Annotated in this window: 14 protein-coding genes; 1 reads left to right on the top strand and 13 read right to left on the bottom strand. The window is 39.7% G+C overall.

The genetic code is table 11. The features are described from left to right. A partial coding sequence (locus EJP82_RS28255) for a hypothetical protein (protein WP_211350329.1) occupies nucleotides 1-203 on the top strand: 203 nt, incomplete at its 5' end. A 78-nt stretch (nucleotides 204-281) separates the two neighbouring features. Here EJP82_RS28255 and EJP82_RS26780 read toward each other — a convergent pair. The 13 genes from EJP82_RS26780 to EJP82_RS26720 all read right to left on the bottom strand — a co-directional run bounded on the left by EJP82_RS26780 (nucleotide 282) and on the right by EJP82_RS26720 (nucleotide 16,735). Continuing rightward, nucleotides 282-6,419, bottom strand: coding sequence for a fibronectin type III domain-containing protein (locus EJP82_RS26780; RefSeq protein ID WP_127195136.1), 6,138 nt, complete (start codon nucleotides 6,417-6,419; stop codon nucleotides 282-284). 67 nt (nucleotides 6,420-6,486) lie between these two features. Further along, nucleotides 6,487-7,023, bottom strand: a complete 537-nt coding sequence (locus tag EJP82_RS26775) for a hypothetical protein (protein WP_127195135.1) — start codon at nucleotides 7,021-7,023, stop codon at nucleotides 6,487-6,489. A gap of 34 nt (nucleotides 7,024-7,057) precedes the next feature. Continuing rightward, the gene (locus EJP82_RS26770) at nucleotides 7,058-7,276 is read right to left on the bottom strand and encodes a hypothetical protein (protein WP_127195134.1); all 219 of its coding nucleotides are present in this window, start codon (nucleotides 7,274-7,276) and stop codon (nucleotides 7,058-7,060) included. A 40-nt stretch (nucleotides 7,277-7,316) separates the two neighbouring features. After that, entirely contained in the window at nucleotides 7,317-7,712 is a 396-nt protein-coding gene (locus EJP82_RS26765; protein WP_170220317.1) for a prepilin peptidase, read from the bottom strand. Between the two features lie 17 nt (nucleotides 7,713-7,729). Then, complete coding sequence (locus EJP82_RS26760) at nucleotides 7,730-10,108, bottom strand: CARDB domain-containing protein (protein ID WP_127195132.1); 2,379 nt, start codon at nucleotides 10,106-10,108, stop codon at nucleotides 7,730-7,732. A gap of 15 nt (nucleotides 10,109-10,123) precedes the next feature. Then, nucleotides 10,124-11,029, bottom strand: a complete 906-nt coding sequence (locus EJP82_RS26755; RefSeq protein WP_127195137.1) for a copper amine oxidase N-terminal domain-containing protein — start codon at nucleotides 11,027-11,029, stop codon at nucleotides 10,124-10,126. Between the two features lie 15 nt (nucleotides 11,030-11,044). Next, nucleotides 11,045-11,734, bottom strand: coding sequence for a CpaB family protein (locus tag EJP82_RS26750; protein ID WP_127195131.1), 690 nt, complete (start codon nucleotides 11,732-11,734; stop codon nucleotides 11,045-11,047). Between the two features lie 11 nt (nucleotides 11,735-11,745). Continuing rightward, a complete protein-coding gene (locus EJP82_RS26745; RefSeq protein WP_127195130.1) occupies nucleotides 11,746-12,180 on the bottom strand; it encodes a hypothetical protein in 435 nt (144 codons plus the stop codon). A gap of 7 nt (nucleotides 12,181-12,187) precedes the next feature. Beyond that, nucleotides 12,188-12,628 carry a DUF4320 family protein gene (locus EJP82_RS26740; RefSeq protein ID WP_127195129.1) on the bottom strand — a complete coding sequence of 147 codons (441 nt, stop codon included), beginning with the start codon at nucleotides 12,626-12,628 and terminating at the stop codon, nucleotides 12,188-12,190. Beyond that, nucleotides 12,622-12,828: a hypothetical protein gene (locus EJP82_RS26735; RefSeq protein ID WP_127195128.1), complete on the bottom strand. Its 207-nt coding sequence runs from the start codon at nucleotides 12,826-12,828 to the stop codon at nucleotides 12,622-12,624. Before EJP82_RS26735 ends, EJP82_RS26740 begins: the two co-directional genes overlap by 7 nt. A 34-nt stretch (nucleotides 12,829-12,862) precedes the next feature. After that, a complete protein-coding gene (locus EJP82_RS26730; RefSeq protein ID WP_127195127.1) occupies nucleotides 12,863-13,729 on the bottom strand; it encodes a hypothetical protein in 867 nt (288 codons plus the stop codon). Nucleotides 13,730-13,781: 52 nt separating this feature from the next. Further along, complete coding sequence (locus EJP82_RS26725) at nucleotides 13,782-14,651, bottom strand: type II secretion system F family protein (protein WP_127195126.1); 870 nt, start codon at nucleotides 14,649-14,651, stop codon at nucleotides 13,782-13,784. Further along, nucleotides 14,651-16,735, bottom strand: a complete 2,085-nt coding sequence (locus tag EJP82_RS26720; RefSeq protein WP_127195125.1) for an ATPase, T2SS/T4P/T4SS family — start codon at nucleotides 16,733-16,735, stop codon at nucleotides 14,651-14,653. Before EJP82_RS26720 ends, EJP82_RS26725 begins: the two co-directional genes overlap by 1 nt. Nucleotides 16,736-18,029 lie beyond the last annotated feature (1,294 nt).

The raw sequence follows: 18,029 nt of genomic DNA, 5'->3' as shown, positions 1-18,029 counted from the left end.
GGTTACTCCTGCAGATCTCTACCAGTTACGTGAAGCTACGTGATCGTGCTTCTTCAGACGCTCCTGGTCACTCCTGGAACGCTTCTATCAGATCCGGATCAGGTTACTCCGGTAATCTCTATCGGCTGCTGGATCACACTGGCGGCTCTCCTTCAGATAATTCTGGTCACTCCCGGAACGCTTTACACCATTATCAGTTATGACCGAAATAACAAAAAAAAGAGAGCTAAGGAGCCCTCTATCCTCACGTTACAGTTCTATAATGTTTTGCTATCGTAAGATTAAAACTTTGTATTAATAAACTTATACACGAATGAGACTCCTTCAGCCCGGTTCACAGAATTCTTGGGCTTAAATGTGCCATCTGGATATCCCTCAATTATTTCAAAAGATGCCAAGGCTTTTACCTCTGTCTCCGCCCAAAATGCAATTTTCTTCTGATCCTTAAATATCTTATCCCCAGCTATATTATAGCCCATAGCATTGGCCAACATTTTTGTCGCCTGTTCCCTGGTAATCGTATCATTAGGCCTGAATTCCGTTTCACTAAACCCTTTGATAACCTTGTTTGCAAAGGCTACCTTCAACTCTTTATAGTACCAGGCTTGATCATTTATATCTTCAAATCGCATTTCAGCAGATTCTTTAGGCTGCAGCTCTAGAGATCTAACTATAAGAGACATAAATTCAGCACGTGTTATATCTCGTTTCGGTTCAAATTTATTATTATTTCCCTTAACAATACCTTTATTGTATAAGGAAAGTACCTGATCCTTATTGTAAAGTCCTTCTATATCAGTCAAAACTCCTAAACCAGAGTTATTGTCATTCGAATCCTTGTCTGTATTAGAAGGCTCTTCAAGAATAGGAGGTTCTTGAACATCTTTTTCTTCAACACCTCCTCCGCTTCCTTCGTTACCACCGGTGCCATTACCTCCAGGATTAATAGGAGCTGGAACTGTCTTCTCCGTCACTATTCGAGGAGTCGATCGATCTCCAATTTCGTTCTCTGTCCAAACCGTAATTGAAACTTGATTTCCCGGTGACAAGGACTTTAGTATAAATTCGTGATCCTGGGAGCGAGCGACTTCCTTGTTTTTATAAGTTACGACAAAGATCTCATTTTGAGATTCTAAATCAAACTCATACTTGATTTCATTCTGCGTTGGAGTTGCCTTCACATCGAATTTTTCAGAGGGTAAAGTCACAAAGCTAGGAGCAAGTGTAGACTCACCCTTTCCCGAATTATTTATTGGAGTTAGCTTAATATCAGAGTACTTATGAGCGCTGCTAAGTCCCTCTATCAAGGCTGAATTCCCCAACGTCTGTACTGATTCAGTCAATCCTGGTACGTCTATCTGATAAGACTCTGCACCAGTTACTAAGTCCCAAGATAATGACACTGAGTTACTCCCAACCTCTTCTATACGAATATCTCCTGGTACATCCGGTATGGTCCTCCAAGTAAAAGAGGTACTTCTCCCTTCTCCAGTCTCATTAATCGCTTTGATCTCAAATATATAAGTCTCTCCTGGAATAAGATCAGATATATCTACCGTTGCTGTGCCTACAAAGCCTAAATCGCCAAGCTTACCCTCTGTAATTGAGTAACGAGTTGCAGAAGGAACGGGATCCCATAGTAATTGTACTGTTTTAGCGGTATTTCCCTTAATCCGGATTTGGTCTGGTGCTGGTGGCAATGTTAGCAAATTCACATTATCCCCGAGACCATATCCGGATTCATTCCCAGCCTCAACTTTTATCTCATACGATTGTCCACCGATTAGGTCAGAAACTTTCAGTTGATTCGTTGATACCTCATACTTGTTACCATTTAGAGTAATTCGGTACTTATCAGCACCATTTATCTCATTCCAGTGAATGGTAGCTTCTGTTTCACCAATCTGATCAATGAAGAGATCCGTAATCTGACCCGGCAATGTCTTAGCAGCTAACATTGTCATGACTCCAGCCCCACTACGGTTCTCAGCATAAACCCCAATCTGGTAACTGGTACCTGAAGTAAGGCCCGTAATCTTATACGATGTTCCTTCTACTGTACTCAGGAGTGCCCCATTTAATGTTACACCGTATCCATTCGCTCCTCGAACAGAATTCCAATTAATATCAAGCTCTGTCGCCCCATAAGTACTTACCGTTACAGTTGCAACTTGACTTGGTAACGTCAAAAGACTTGGAAGGTATGCAATATCCCCATATCCACTTTCATTTGTCGCCGATATCGAATAATCGTACTCTGTTGAGGACTCCAACCCGCTGTCCTTGTAAGTTAAGCCTGAACCGTTATAAACGCTCTCATCAAATCGTAACAAGTCATATTGTGTAGCTGTCTCGGACGGGCTCCAACCCAGTTCAATTTCCGTTTCTTTAATCAATGCTGTCTTAAATTCACCTGGAGCTGCTGGAAGAGACAAGAACCCTAAAATACTAGCTTGTCCATTTCCACTTGCATTTGAAGCAATAACAGAAACCGTATACTGTTTACCAGGTTTTAGTCCTGTTATTGGATATTCCCCTGATTCCAATGTTTCCTTTTCATAAACGACATCAGATCCCTGCTTGATAATTAAGTTGTATTTCTCAGCCGAAGCTACACTTTTAAATGAAACTGTAGCATTTCCACTATTATGCTCTACTGTTTGAACAGATAAATCTGAAGGAGCTGCTGGAAGGGTAAGCACTCGCAACTGTTCACTATATTCTGTCTCACCAACGTGATTTTTTGCTTTTATCCGGTAGAAATAAGTTGTTCCAGCGGCAAGCCCTTCCTCTTGAATAAAGTTTATTGGATAATCCAGTGTCCATTTTTCACCGGTGGTCACATTTTCCACAAAATACTTATAACCATCAGTATACGCACTGTCAGGAAGACTCCAACTTACTTGAGCCCAATCGCTACCAATAGAATTTAACTGTAACTTTGGCACTTCTGGTTTATACTGCAGTTTATACGGACCACTCATACCAGTAGTCGGGTTTCCAGCCATATCCTTGGTAGCTGTATGAACATACCATTCTCCTTCACTTTGAATGATATGAGTATAAATATCCTGAGGTGCAGTATCCCAGCTATCCGGAGTGTCTGCAGACTGTGTGATCTTAAATTTTCTCTCGTTAGGATTTATTCCTGAAACAGTATCAGAAAAACCAATTTCTAGATTGATTTGGTCACTAGTCCAATCCTTTTGCATTGGGACAACTGTAATACTCGGCGCTGTTTTATCCACTGTTATGGTACCAATATAGGTAATCGAATCAACGCCATCTTTTCCATCGCTTGCAACAATAGGAATCAATGTGTAAAATCCCGGAGGTAATTCTGCACTTGTCCAAGATAGTGACCATGGTCTTGCGGTTGATGCTCCCGAAACGACCATAGACTTCTCTATTCCATTAAGCGTTGCTTTGACGGTGACTGTATCCCCATCGCTATCCAAAACTGTTCCATTAAGTGTAAGGTTCGATGAGGCTAGATTTACAGTGATGTCTGAGTTATTAACGGAAAGTACAGGCGACATATTCGTTGTGGCCTTCTTTGTGTACCAGAATCCATCAGAATGGATACCATCGTCGGGATAAGTTCCGTCTAAGTCCTGGATGTTGGTTTGCAGTAGAACATCCTTGCCTTTTACGCTACTTACTACCACGCCTTTTTTGTACTTCGTAATGAAGCAATACTGACCTACCGAATTTACAATACGCCATTTATATAGTGTTTTTCCAGACGCACTGTAATAATCCACACCAGAACGGGCCTCACCCGTGTTATACGGCGTTGAGTAGCCCCCGTTAACCGGGTTGAATGCATAGGTAGTCGCTATTAAGGTGTCTCTATAGTTATCCCAAAGAGCCTGGTTTGAGTCGAACTCCAAAACCCAATTAGTATCTTCGGTATAGCTTGGTATATCCTTAACACTGTATTTGTCCCAATAAAACAGGGCTGTCTTATTAATCGTTAGTTTACCTGTATAAGTCCCTGTTGCTACGCCTCCACGTCCATCGTCGACCGTAACTACAGGTCCTGCGAAGGTACCACCTGACAGAAACTCAGATGTTCTCCAAGTTAATGACCAAGCTTTGGCTGTTCCTGTGTTGGAGACAGCAATCTGTTTTGAAACTCCATTGATAGTAGCAGATATAGAAAGTGTTTCATTGTCTGCATCTTGTACGGTGCCGCTCATTGTGAATGTGTCAGAACCTGTTTTGAGGTTGATCGACTTATCACCGGCCTGTGTGACTGCAATAGTCGGCATGTTATTTGGAACTGTACCTGATTTGACGTACCAATAACCATCTGTATAAATTCCGTCATCTGGATATGTTCCTTGAGCGGCTTTGATGTTGGCTTGGCTTAAAGTACCTTTTATTTTAGGTGGGGTGGTCGATAACTGACTAACCCATAACATTTTACTGTAGCTGTTAGGTTCAAATAGGTCTAATCTGATTGGCGCATAATAAACTGATCCAAGCCTATAGTTACTATTTGTGTACCGCACGCCTTCGGTCGTAGGGCCCTGAAAGTTTAAAGTCCCATTGCTGTTTATCGAACTCACAGCATTGACACTAGCCTGACTCCATTGATCATTATAGAGATCCCAAAACTCAGCGTTTCCTTCAACATATTGGGAGTCCCACTGAACAGGTCTTAATAATTTTTTATATAATTTGATTGAGGAATTTACTGAACCATCCGTTATCTCTGTCCATCCTGCATCTGTATTAACATTAAATTTACTCCAGTAGTAATAAACCTGCGCCTGAATGGTTAGTGTTCCAGAGTAAGTTGCAGAAACTATATTCGTTCCATCTGTTGCTGTAATAATGGGGTTAGCGTAAACTCCTACTGGGATCTCCGAGCTAGCCCAAGAGAGTGTCCAGGCTTTGGATGTAGAGGTTCCTGTAACCACAACAGACTTTCGTACACCACCTATCGTAGCCGATACAGTCACATTCTCATTATCTGCGTCTGAGACTGTACCTGAAACTGAAAATGTTCCTACATCGTTGTACAGTGTTTTATTTCCTGTAGAACTCACTACAAACACAGGTAAATTATTCACTGATGTGCCGGTTTTGGTGTACCAGAATCCGTCAGTATGAATGGCGTCATCTGGGTAAGTTCCTTGAGCGGCTTTGAGGTTAGACTGCAACAAAGAACCTTTTACTGTGCTACTTACAATATTTGCCCAACTATATTTGTAGTAGACATTTCGAGATTCGCTCCCAGTAAAAGTATATTTATCTAAATGACCTGGACTAGTCTGAATATAGAGGCTACCTACTGCTTCTAAGTCACTTGCCAACCCACTAAGAGTTAATTCTCCCGTAGTTGGATTAATAGAATAACTAGAATGACCTGTTATTCCACCAGGAACAGTAGTGCCTGAAACTGGTGTACTCCATGGTTCTAATTGAAAGTGGCTAGAAACTGAAAATTTACTCCAATAATAGTAAACTTGTGCCTGGATCGTGAGTTTACCACTATAGTTAGCTGTCACGTTATCCTTACTGTCCGTAGCAGTTACAGTAGGGTTAGTGTAAACTCCTAAAGGCAACTCTGCTCCTGACCAAGTCAATGTCCAGGACTTAGCTTTGGAAGTTCCTGTGACAGTTGTTGATTTAGTTACGCCTCCGATAGTGGATGACACAGTTACAGTGTCATTATCAGCATCCTGAACTGTTCCCAATATGCTAAATGTACCTCCATCGTTATACAACGAGCTATCTCCAGAGTTTGAAACAGAGATAATAGGTGCGGTGTTCGGTATATAGTTTAAAGTAACAGTATAGGTATAAGTTTTAACACTTAATTTATACCCCATTACCTCTCCATATAAAGTACCGTGAGAAACAGGTACAGATCCTATACGGAACGCCGCATACCTACCGTCTGATTCATAATCTTTCATACTCCACGGACTCCAACTTACAGTATCGACAGTATCTGGTGGATATACATATTTCTCTCTGGCTTCAAAATATGTGTACCCAGAGATGGAACCCATTGAAGGTTCTACATACAATGTACCGCTACAGTAATCTGAATTGCAATTATAGTTATTGCTCCAAGTAAGTGTACCCCCGCTAGGATCACCCGTCGTAGTGTAGTTACGTCCACCACTAACAGAAACATTTAATTTACGATTAGCAGTGTCAGCTGAACTTGACACAACGACACCGCTATTACTGGTTACTGATGTTATCGCCCCAAAATCAGCAGGTAGTTCGAACTTCCCGTTTAGCGCATCACCTACTCCACTTAACTGATATGTTGCTGATTTACTAGTTGCTGCTTCAATCTTCCCTGGCACTAGTAATGAAACAAATGAACTGACGACAATAGATATTACTAGTACGACATTTATAATCTGCTTAAGTTTACTAACTATTGATCGCATCTTTTACACTCCTCTCAAAATTAAAGAGACAGGAGCTCTCCTGCCTCTTCATCAACGGCTCCGTTTTCTATGAGTTATATTTATATGACATAAACGGACTCTTAAATATTAGTAGATACAACTTTCGTGTTACGGTTAATGTACATATATTTCTCAAATTAACTAGAGTCATAAAAACAGTACTGATCAACGTCACAAGACCTTCTCTGCCCCATTTATTTAATTGTTGGGCTCCTTGTATCCCCTCCCTTTTATTGATCTTGGTTAAACTCATCGTTTTCCCTGAAACTTGAAAAAAACCTATGCTCTGAAGTTTAATCAAGGCATCCATTCTATTTTTCAGTAAGATATGTGAATTGGCCCAATATCCAACCAGTACTTGAGGAGCAAAGTGTAGCACCACATCCTGAGTTGATTTGTTTAGCGTATACTCATACCATGCATTGAGACGAAAGGAATTCTGCCTTGATCTTATGAAATAGGCTAGGTTAATGACACTAACAAAAGAAAGAAGAGTAAACCACTCTATATAACCTGTTGTCTTAGCAATAACTACGATGAGTGCAACATCGATAAATTTGAAGATCAATTTACTGTTATTCATAATCTTACTTCTACCCTTTCCAATCCCTGTAAATCTATGTGTCGATAATTTTCGACGTTGCAATGATGTCTTCAAGATACAAAATCCGCTTTTGATAGAATCCCTTTTTAGCATCTTGCATTGAAAGAGAGCTTATGTCCTGCTTTTCTGTTCCCAAGCAGATCGCACAGTGATTAATATCCAACGATTTGATACGTTCAAGCTCTGTTTTAATACGTTCAAGTCCTTCATTCGTTAAAAGTACACTTGCCATCTGTATTCCTCTCTTCCAGGCATGTCATCATGATTTCATATTAAATTTTTACAATCTCACAGACCATAAAACTAAGAAAAACAAATGGAGCAAACGGGATTGTGCCTCTTTTCCAAATGGCTACATAGGTAAGTCCAAAGACACAAGATATAAGTAAAACCATCAACGTAGGGTAAAGACCTACCGAGAACCCAAGCCAGGTTAGTAATTTCACATCACCTCCACCTATTCCACCATTTGATATCAGTGCAATGATGATGATAATTCCCCCGACACATAGAGCAGCTCCAATGTAGTTAAAAATTGAGCCTGGTGAATAAATTACTCTAATCACCAGGCTGCCGGCAAAAGCGGCGAGTATCCATCGATCAGGAAGAATTTGTGTTCTTATATCCCTTATTGCAAAGATCAACAAAACCACGACTACATAGCTCAATTGAATATAAATCCACATCATTTTTGTCTAATATTCTGACTGTCATCGTACATACTGCCGTATATCCGCATTTTTTCAGTAGAACATACTTCCAGGTTTCCTTGAGAACCAGATGCATTGACTACTATCACTACGGAAAAGTTACCATCAGACCAATCTTTATCCGTATAGTATTTTCGTTCCTCAACTGTTTGGCCATCACTGAAAGTATGAGACTTTTTGGGTAGCTGCCAAATAGCTTGTCCTACATTGCCTCCACTTGTACGTTCAAGTATTACACTTTCAACCCATCTGCCCTTTGTATTATAAATTTTTGCAATTACTTCACCTTGCTTGGGTCCAATATATTCTCCGCCTATTTTTTTGGCTGTATTTTCAAGCCCTTTCGGTACTTTCTCCTCCCAATCAGTTTCGTAGTTGGTAGTCACTTTGAGTTCAAAGCCATAACCAGCCCGTGTAACCATATTTGGATTAAGCCCACTTTTCCTTGCCCACGGAATAATCTCCCAGCTGCCACGACTTTCTCGATCACTTGTTTTTGGGTTCTTAGGATCTGTTGCAATCCCTTGTTTTGTATTTGCTTCTGTCGAAATCTTCAAACTTTCCTGATATGATACATTTCTTGATTCCCAGATCGGATCAGAATAATCGGTATACGTATAGGTTTCCGTATGTGACTTTCCATCTGCACCCGTCCATGTAGTTGTACCCGTTTTTGTGTGATAACCAGTAATTAACTTATAAGTAACCGTCCAATTATTATTTGCGGTTGTTCTTGTACAAGTTTCTCCTGATCCTGATCCACTCACACTGCAGCCTGTTGTGGCAATATTATTCGTTCGATCCGTATCGTTCTTTTCTTTAAGTGGATCAACATGAACCGAGATATTATGTACCCCAGCACTAGAGCCAGTCCAATTAAATCCACCCACTGTAATTACCTCATTAGCTGGTAAAGTCTTTCTCGCTTCATAAATCTGCGTCTGGTTATCATAAAAGCGAATTAAAACATTACTTTCCGTCTTGGAACCAACGTTTTTCACCTTTGCCGAAATTGTTGATTTACCTCCTACTTGAATGCTTCCAGGGGCGGCTGTAACAGATTGAGCGATTAAATCATTGCCATTTCCACCAACATCAATAGTCCATTCCCCTTTTACCTCGTTGTTCTTGTAGGCATCATCTGGAGCCTCTGTAGCCCTATCTGAATCTTTGGGATTATTCACAAAAGCGGTGACCTTGATGTAATATTTCCCTGGTTTATCTCCAACATCAATCTTCCCTAGAAGTACTGAAAATTCTTGCTTATCTTTAATTTCTTCTGGTAATGCAGTATACAGAGATGGCATAGAAAATTCAGTGGTTACTGCTCCTCCTATTTTTACCGAGGCCACCATAGGGACACCTTTTTTGTTCACAAATTCTGACTTGTTAAAATCCTCACCCTGATACTTAAACTTCATCCAAAGTTGGCCTGATTCAGTAAGGGATAATACAATTGGTACGTAGTCCATTTCAACAGGTTCATCAGGCAGCGTTACACTTTTAATAGCTGTTCTTCCATAACCATCATCCAGGACAATATCAACCTCTTTACCCAAAAAAGGTACTATCCTTGAATAAGCCATTTCAGTACTACCCTTATACCGATCTACTGAAGTATTGAGCTGTGCTCCATCAAATAAATTAATAGATTTTGTCAAGTTAGGAAAATTACCTCTAGGTATGGCGTACATAGTTATATAGCGTTTTGAGTAGCCGTTTGCTGTAAAATCAACCTTTAGTTTACTACCGGTAGTAACCGTTATATCAGGCCATCCGGATACATTAAAGTGAGCCCTCCGGTCTGATTCAGAAAATTTCTCTGTTCGATCAAAAGCTATCCCCATTCGTTGGATAATACCGGATATCCTTAGAAATTGTCTGTTTTCTACCTTGTAATAAAAAGGACTTTCTGAATTTAAAGCCTCATCATCAGCTGAGGCAACAAATTTTTCTCTAAAGTAAGCCAACTGCTTCTGTTCTATATTTTGTCCCTTCATTACTACGTCAAATAAATCTCCTAGTGCTGCCTGACTTTTCACAACTAACCCAAAACCATTCTCCTTATCAAACTTAGGATCTTCTGGTTTCTTCTTAACTGCGAAAACATCATAATTTTCAAGTATACTCTTAGTTCCATCTTGAAAATTAAAGATAGCCTTCCATCTAGAAAGCTCCCATGGCCTCACTACTGTTTCATCTAACGCAGGAATGAATCCAGTCAGATATTGTCCTGTTTTTCCATAATCCCAACCCACCCTTGGTTTCAACAATGGTTCAATTTCATCAGCTGAGGCAAGTAGTGAGGGAATAAGGATAATAATTAGTAGACATATCCCTAATATTCGCTTCATCTCAATTCTCCTGTCTTATTTCAGTTGTTTAGCGGAGTTGATAACCTCCAAAAGTGGAGCCGATGTTTCAACCATATTTCCATTAACAACTAGTGTAGTACTCACTACTCCATCATCAATCAAACCGCTATACGCACCGTTCAGTGTTCCATCGTTTACGTCCAGGTATATTGCATAGCCCTCAACGTAATCCTTCCCTGGATAAATTTGAGTTATCATTAGATAGCCCTGCCCTTTTCCAAGCGACTTCGTATACGATTTCCCAGCCTTCAGCTCTTCCCCATTCCCATTTGCGGAGGTATACCAAACAGCTTGTGCGTTAGCTGGTACTGTAAACTTCAGATTTCCATCCTTCACCGTCACATTGTTCTTGAATAAAGCAGATCCCAAATCCGTGTATTTTCCCCATTTAAATTCCACAGATTGTTCAGGATTTACTGGTGGTGTACCAGGATCCTCACCCGTTCCTGGTTCGCTTGCTTCCTTGGTTGTAATACTCACCAGCAGTGTCTTGCTGCTCCATACTACCTTTGCCTCCAGTGCCTCTGAGACAAAGCGTAGTGGCACAAAGGTGCGATTCTGCTTCACACGGACCGGTACGTCTAGAGTTATGTCCTTCCCGTCCACGGTCACTGTATTTGTGTTCACCTTCATACTGATTGTTTTTCCATCCTTTGTTATCACCACGGTCTTGTTGCTGTATTTCACTTCTGCCCCCAGTGCTTCAGATACAAATCTTACTGGTATAAGTACACGGCTGCCTTCCATGTAAGGCTTCGCATCCGGAAACACTACTGCCTTCCCATCAACTTCTACCGTTACCGTTTTAACCGGTGCTGCTCCTGCAGTAAGTGGAGAACTTACTGCAGCTACAAATCCAATAACTATGCTCATCAATAAACCAACGAGTCCTTTTTTCATCAATCATTTCCCCTCCTATTCCTCTTTTACTACTCCAGTAGGAGTCAGATAGATCTTTCCCTCCTCCTGATATTCCACAAGTTTCTTCTTAACTTGTTCGTTAGATGTTTCGATGATCGCAACAGCAGTTATAAGGCTTCTTCCGTCTGCCCCTGGCTCAGTACCTTCAGCATTCTGCCTGTCACGAATAATCAGACCAGCAAGATCCGGATCGTCTTTGGGGCCAATGACCTTAGTCTCAAATTCATTCTTCACATACACAACAGCATCTACTATTACACCTGGTTTAATATAATCGCCCGCACTCTGGGCTTGATCGACTTTTACCCCAACCAGACTATCTCCATCTTTAAGCTTCAAAGCACCTCCATATTTAGAGTTATCGCTTGTCGTTAAACCCGACTTTCTAATTGGTTCGTCTTTATAAAAACCAATCTCATTAGCAAACCATGTTTCGTTTTCTAGTTCCTTTAAATCGGTAATCGCATCTTCCGGAATTTCACTTCTCACCTTCTCTTTAATTGTAATTTTATTATTTACTGACTGATCAGGTTGAATGTTTTCAACTGCTACTACAACTTTTACAAGGTCCGTGTTTTTCTGAACATAGCTGTTAGATAAAAGCACTACAGCTAAGGTTATAATTAATGCCCCTAAGATGACTGATATACGTCTCGTTGTTTTATTCCAAATGCGTCCCTTCAACTTCTTTCCCCCTATTTATAGTCGGATAAATATGGCGTGCGCTTCTTGATATCAATATCTTGTGTCTCTAGCCCTACCAATTTCCCGGCTACCATTTTTATTGCAGCAACGTACTCAGCTTCAACCGAGGGAGCACCGTTATGATATGTAATCGTAACGATTAACTTCCCTCTCTGATATGTTTCACTACTCAGGCTTGAATCCAGGTTAAGATTTTTTCGAAAGAGATCGTTAATTCCCTTGCGAACTTTATCTTCATCCAGTCTGATTCTGCCCTTTATATAATCCTCTTCAATTGTTCCATAGATTATGCCACCGTCTATTGCCCTATCCAGGGTACGTTTTGCGTTATCAGCCGCTTGATTCAGTATCGAAACATCGGTAAATATCAACGCTGCTATAACCAAAAAATAGATAACGAACATTGTTTTAATTCCTGTATTCATCAACATCCTATCCTTCTCGGAAATATGTTCGTGATAGCCCTTCAACTTTTATATGCACTGGCCATATAAGTTCACCTAGACCCAACGGCTTAAAGGCTTTTAATATATAAGTTGTAGAAGCCCTTATTTCAAGATCACTTCCACGTTGCACCAGCTTGGGAGTTGCTTCAATAGTAATGCTCGAAACATCCAATCCCTTTTTCCGACAATAATCTAAAAAGAACTCTCTGGTTGAAGTATCAAAACCTCCTTCAGCCTTCATAATTTCAATAGTTTCATCGGCAGCCTGGCTCAGTTTTTTATGAGTACTCATGTACCCCTCTATATCGATGGAACCAAAAATAAAAATTACGATAATAAAGATGACAAAGAGTACCCCAATTGCATTAATATCTCCTCTTTGGTTTAAAACTTTTTTAAACCGGTTCTTGATCCGGTCAATTACCATACCGATTGAACCTTTTCCTTAAGCGTGTTGAATAACTCTGGGATCCATCCCTTCACAAAACCAATAATAAGTACAAAAATTACTACGCCTCCGATAATCCACATCATCGTACTTGTATTCGTATTCCCACGTTCATTTGAAACTACCTGGTAAACCTTCATACTTGCTTTTTGAACCATTTTCTCAAATCTTTTCAACATCTAAATTCCTCCTAAAGTTAATTAATGTTTGGATTTAAAAAACGCTTCCTGCTGCAGAAAAAATATTTATAAAGCAAATTACAACTGAACCAACAGAACATCCAATAATAGCAAATTGTAATAACTTAACTCGATCAGGACGACTCCTTGTTATCTCTATAAGTGCTGTCTTCCTCAAGCTAAGAATTTCAGTCCGTATATCATCAAAATGATCCTTTGCGTCTTCATACCCCGAATTGATTCCTATTTTGACCGCATTTGAAAACTGAAGCATCACTGGAATCGTTGTTTCTCTTGCAAAAATTTCTATTGCAGCTGCATGATCCATGTCTTGGAGGTTTGCATTCAAACGGTTCAGCATTTTCTTCATTCTCTGCCCACTTGATAGCTCTAACTCTCGAAAAACAATGACAAATGACTTACCCGTCTCTAGAGCCATCATCATTTTCTCTATCAATTTAGGTAGATCTTTGGTGATCTCCCTCTGCATTTTCAAAAAGGATCCTCTAACATCTCGGAAGCCCTTAAAAATAAATACAAAGAAGAAAATCGGAATCATAAAGTACAATGTTTCAAACGCAATAGATATGATAGCTATAGGTAACGTAGCTATAGCTGCAAAAACTAACTTAGAAGCAACCATTTCCTCAAGACTGTCATATCTCCCGATCGCATCAACAATCTGTCGCATTTGAGAGCCAAGAAGTCTATCCAAACTGAAAAAATTGGACTTATTCAGTCTAGGCAACAACTTCTCGCTTAGGTATAAAGTAGCCCGGCCCTTTTTTAATCTTCTCCACTCTGCATCAGATCGAGATAAGTGGACAGCACGACGGACAGCATTCCTTTCCTTTTCAAAGTCAGGAATTACCCAATTTAAGATGGGGATCATAAAAGCCAAAAACACAACTCCACAAAAAACTAATAATATACCCAGAAATACTCACCTCCTTTCAAAGTTCATCGAGATTTAAGGCTAAATAGTCTTCCGCTTTGACAATTGCATATACCGTTATTAAGACAAAAGAAACAATATATATTTGGCCATATAAGGTATCAAGGAATACATTCGAATTGTCTGTATTTACACCTGATAAAATCACTGGCATTGACCATGACATGGCTGTAATAATAAAAAGATTTCTCATATCCTTCCTAGATTTGATTTGCATTTCTTTTAAGATCAGGTTATCCGCTGTCATTTCACGCCCAGTCTCCTTTAAGCTGTAAATCGCACGTTCGTGAAATCCCTGCTCCACTGCAACCTGAAGCTTTTCTGCAAAATCATCAAATCGTTTAATTTTAATTTTCTTTTTAATTTCTATAAGTGCGGATTCAACGGAAAAACCCGTTTTTAAATCATCAAGCATTTCTTGAAAGTACTTTTGGGTTTCCCCATGCATATCTGGTACTGATTGCTCTAATGCAGTCTGAACAGAAGGAAAATCATTAAGTTTACTAGAAAATACTTTTAGATTATCAGGTAGTTCAAATAGTATTTTTTGACGATGGTTGCGTTTTAATTTAGAAACGACATAACGAGGTAACATATAAGAAAGGGTCATACTAACTGCTAGAAAAAGATAATTATGGAGTGCATACGCAATTAATACGCCTACTAAAATTGATCCCAGGGAAATTATTAGATACTCTCTTTTATTTAGATTCACCCCATCATAATTAGCTTCACTTTGAAGATTATGAACCCCAGGTATTCCATTAACTCTTCCTGCCTGCTGCTTAAAAATACTTACCTTACTCTTTGGTACTACAATGAATAAGGCTACTGCCCAAATTATTGGTATTAAAACGAAAATCCCCATTACATCCCCTCTTCTTCAGCGCACCAGCGATCATAAATATGAGCCGGTATTCCTTTTTTCTGAAGCTTAATCTTCAACTTTTTCAGCCCTCCTACTCTTACATGAACCTTATTTTTAAAATCATATTGAAATATGGGATTTAGTACTGGTTCAGTTCCATTGAATGATATCAACTCCGAAACTTCTGTTAATACACGAACGCCATTAACACTCTGTTGAAATAGAATTAAATCCATAGTAGCTGCCACTTGGCTTGCAGCTATTTCATCGTTTCCCGATAACTGCATAAATCGTACTGCAGTCATCTTTCCATCATTAGCATGAATACTGAGAGCAATATTGTTACCAGTGTTTGCAGCTTCAAGTGCTTCAGAAGCCGCTTCTCCATCCCTAACCTCACCGATCATTATCCAGTCCGGGTTTTGTCGAAGAGTTACCTTCACAATTTTCGCAATATTATATCTTCTTCTATTGTTTTCATGCTCCTTTACGATAAAAGCACCTATGTTTGGATATGATTTATAAGCTTCTTTTTGTTTCAACATCATTTCCTCTGAATCTTCTATCGTTAGAATGCGAGTCAATGGGTCTAAGTAGAGAGGGATCCGGATTAGTTGAGATGTTTTACCAGAGTTAACCGAACCACCTATGACTACATTTACACCAATGGGATAAATGTCCTGAAAAAAGTCCACAATTTCTTCATTCAAGTTTCCATATTTTATACAGTCTTCGTCTGAGTACACGTCTGGTGGGAATTTACGGATCGAAATGATTGGATGATTAGAGCTAATTCCACCTTTATTTCGTTCCAAAGTAATATTTAGTCGAAACCCTCTGTAATTTGAATCGATTACCGGCTCATTTGCAGATAATGTTTTACCCATCGGGGCTAACATCTTGCTGACAGTAGCGTAAATGTGGTTATTATCTTGAAACTTCACCCTATGATCATGAGTAGGAACACCGTCTATTTCGCTAATAACTTCTTCAGGTCCATTTATCTCAATACTTGACGTATGAGGATCATCTAGGACTGGCTGCAATACTCCCATTTCCGTAAGTTCGACTTGGACCATTTTAATAATCCGATCCATATCAATTTTGAATTTGAACTGAGTCTGCTCTCTGATGTAATCTGCAATGTAATACTTTACTTTTGAGCGTTCTTGTTCATCAAAAATCGCCATTACAAACTCATTATTATGGTGCTGCCGTAAAAAGCGGCGTGTATTATCTAGCAAGTTTTTGTACATTTCTGCATCCTTTTGATTTAGTTCAGCTTGATTTACTGAGCCACTATTTTGATAGGATACATGCTCAACCGGATTAATGATCCCAATGTGATGGGTATATTTTTTGCCAATCGTCTCCTTTGTTTCTGCTGAATTAATGTTCGGTTTTAGAGACATTACAAACTGAAGTAGCTCATCTTTTCGGAAGACCTTTTCTGGTAAGTCAATTTTCAACTGACTATGCAGACACACTCTTTCCAACGAAATCCCATAGTTCTTCAATTTCTTAAATGTCGTATATCCCCAAGGAAGAGAGGTTGTATCCGACAAGTTAAGAAGTATTCCATCAGAGTATTTTAATGAGAAAAACGTCATTGGATTAAACATCTGTCCTTGAAGCGAGAAAATGATTAAATCATAGTAAGATGATAGACCTCGTTTAATAGAAATTGGTGCATCTAAAATTGTTTTTTGATGTGACAACTTTACGTGTACCGGTATGTCGGGGTTCGTTTTGGGATGCACCATAATGCAGTCAAAGTCTTCCGTCTGATACATATAGTCTTCAAATGACTTCAGATCATTTCTTTCTGAATCCAATAAGAATTGCTCAATACTTCTTTCTTTTTCAATCCCGTCTGATCCCTCGATCTTACTGGACAATCTCGGTAGTCCCCAGCACGGAAATTCGACAATTATTGCCTTTTTACCAGTCTTCTTCTTCCACTCCTTAGCAATATTCAAGGCAGTTTCAGCAGTGTCAGAAGCGTTGGGATCAAAGATAGCAACAGTAATAGGTTCCATCTCCTGTTCGTGCATAACAGTTTTACTTTTTCTTTTAAAAACCAAATTTCTCGCCTCCCAGGTTGACTTCGATGTTATTCTTGAAGAATCTCATCGTACAACTCACTATCCAAATCATTGAACACATCTGAGATCACTGCCCCTCTGTGTAATTGAATTCCTAATGCCTCCCTCTTTTTTGAATCAATTGTTCCCTTAACTTCCTCAAAAACATTTTCTGAAGAAATGTTTACAACAACATGTGTTCCACTTATAAATTTATTTAGATGCAGCAGCTCCACTGCCTTCATCAATTTTGTATAATCCCATACCGAAGATCCGGAGATTAGAATTTTTTGTGCTGCCCTTACAAATTCAGTCGCTAATTCTTGCAATTCGTTATTTTTAACTATTGAACCTAAATCTAGTACAACAAAATCATATTCTTTACTAAACACTAGACTTACGTAGTTGCTGCAGCATGGAAAATAACTGACATTCTCAATTATGAAGGGATTTTTTCTTTCATTATTAAACGTCCAAAAAACTGCATCTGGTGGCTGAACTAGTTCACAACATGCAACTCTTCCAAATTTAGATAAATACTTAGCTACTTGAATCGCATGATGTGTAGTACCAACCCTTTGTGTTGTTCCAGCTACCGCTACTGTCACGGTACCAATTCGACTTGGAGAGGACTTCAGATGTTCTGTATGTCCCAAAACTGGTCCAGACTTAGGTTTTCGCTCAAATACAGAAAGAAGGGATTTTAGACCGCTACTTTTAGGCTTCCTTTCTTCAGAATGTTCTTCGTTACCCCAATTAATAGAATTAGGATCCGAAGAGCTAAGCCCTCCCTGGTCCTCAAACCATCTATCTTCAATTTCCTTAGTCACTTTACTTATACCAGGTGACTGTACTGAAACTTCTGAAGTTACTCCGACCTCTGATCCAGCATTTACTCCCCAGATCTCCTCGACGGTTGCAGTAGATCCCGGAATTTGGTCTTCNTCCTCGACGGTTGCAGTAGATCCCGGAATTTGGTCTTCTTCTCCCGGCTCTATACCGGCTGCTCCATAATTCAGTACTTGCAGCTCTTCCTCTAATTCATTCGTATCTATACCGGCTGCTCCATAATTCAGTACTTGTAGCTCTTCCTCTAATTCATTCGTATCTATACCGGCTGCTCCATAATTCGGTACTTGCAGCCCTTCCTCGTATTCTCCCGGCTCTATACCGGCTGCTCCATAATTCAGTACTTGCAGCTCTTCCTCGTTATCTCCCAGCTCACTTGCTGCTCCATAATTCGGTATTTGCAACTCTTCCTCGTTATCTCCCAGCTCAACGGCTGCTCCATAAT

It is taken from the genome of Paenibacillus anaericanus (assembly GCF_003994475.1).
GTDB classification, from domain to species: Bacteria; Bacillota; Bacilli; order Paenibacillales; family Paenibacillaceae; genus Fontibacillus; species Fontibacillus anaericanus.
This window is presented reverse-complemented; position numbering and strand designations above follow the sequence as displayed.

Excerpts from the sequence above, each read along its gene's own strand:
- EJP82_RS26760 (WP_127195132.1), bottom strand. The coding sequence starts at position 10,108 with ATGAAGCGAATATTAGGGATATGTCTACTAATTATTATCCTTATTCCC.
- EJP82_RS26770 (WP_127195134.1), bottom strand. The coding sequence starts at position 7,276 with ATGGCAAGTGTACTTTTAACGAATGAAGGACTTGAACGTATTAAAACA.
- EJP82_RS26725 (WP_127195126.1), bottom strand. The coding sequence starts at position 14,651 with ATGGGGATTTTCGTTTTAATACCAATAATTTGGGCAGTAGCCTTATTC.
- EJP82_RS26735 (WP_127195128.1), bottom strand. The coding sequence starts at position 12,828 with ATGTTGAAAAGATTTGAGAAAATGGTTCAAAAAGCAAGTATGAAGGTT.
- EJP82_RS26745 (WP_127195130.1), bottom strand. The coding sequence starts at position 12,180 with ATGAATACAGGAATTAAAACAATGTTCGTTATCTATTTTTTGGTTATA.
- EJP82_RS26775 (WP_127195135.1), bottom strand. The coding sequence starts at position 7,023 with ATGAATAACAGTAAATTGATCTTCAAATTTATCGATGTTGCACTCATC.
- EJP82_RS26780 (WP_127195136.1), bottom strand. The coding sequence starts at position 6,419 with ATGCGATCAATAGTTAGTAAACTTAAGCAGATTATAAATGTCGTACTA.
- EJP82_RS26740 (WP_127195129.1), bottom strand. The coding sequence starts at position 12,628 with ATGGTAATTGACCGGATCAAGAACCGGTTTAAAAAAGTTTTAAACCAA.
- EJP82_RS26755 (WP_127195137.1), bottom strand. The coding sequence starts at position 11,029 with ATGAAAAAAGGACTCGTTGGTTTATTGATGAGCATAGTTATTGGATTT.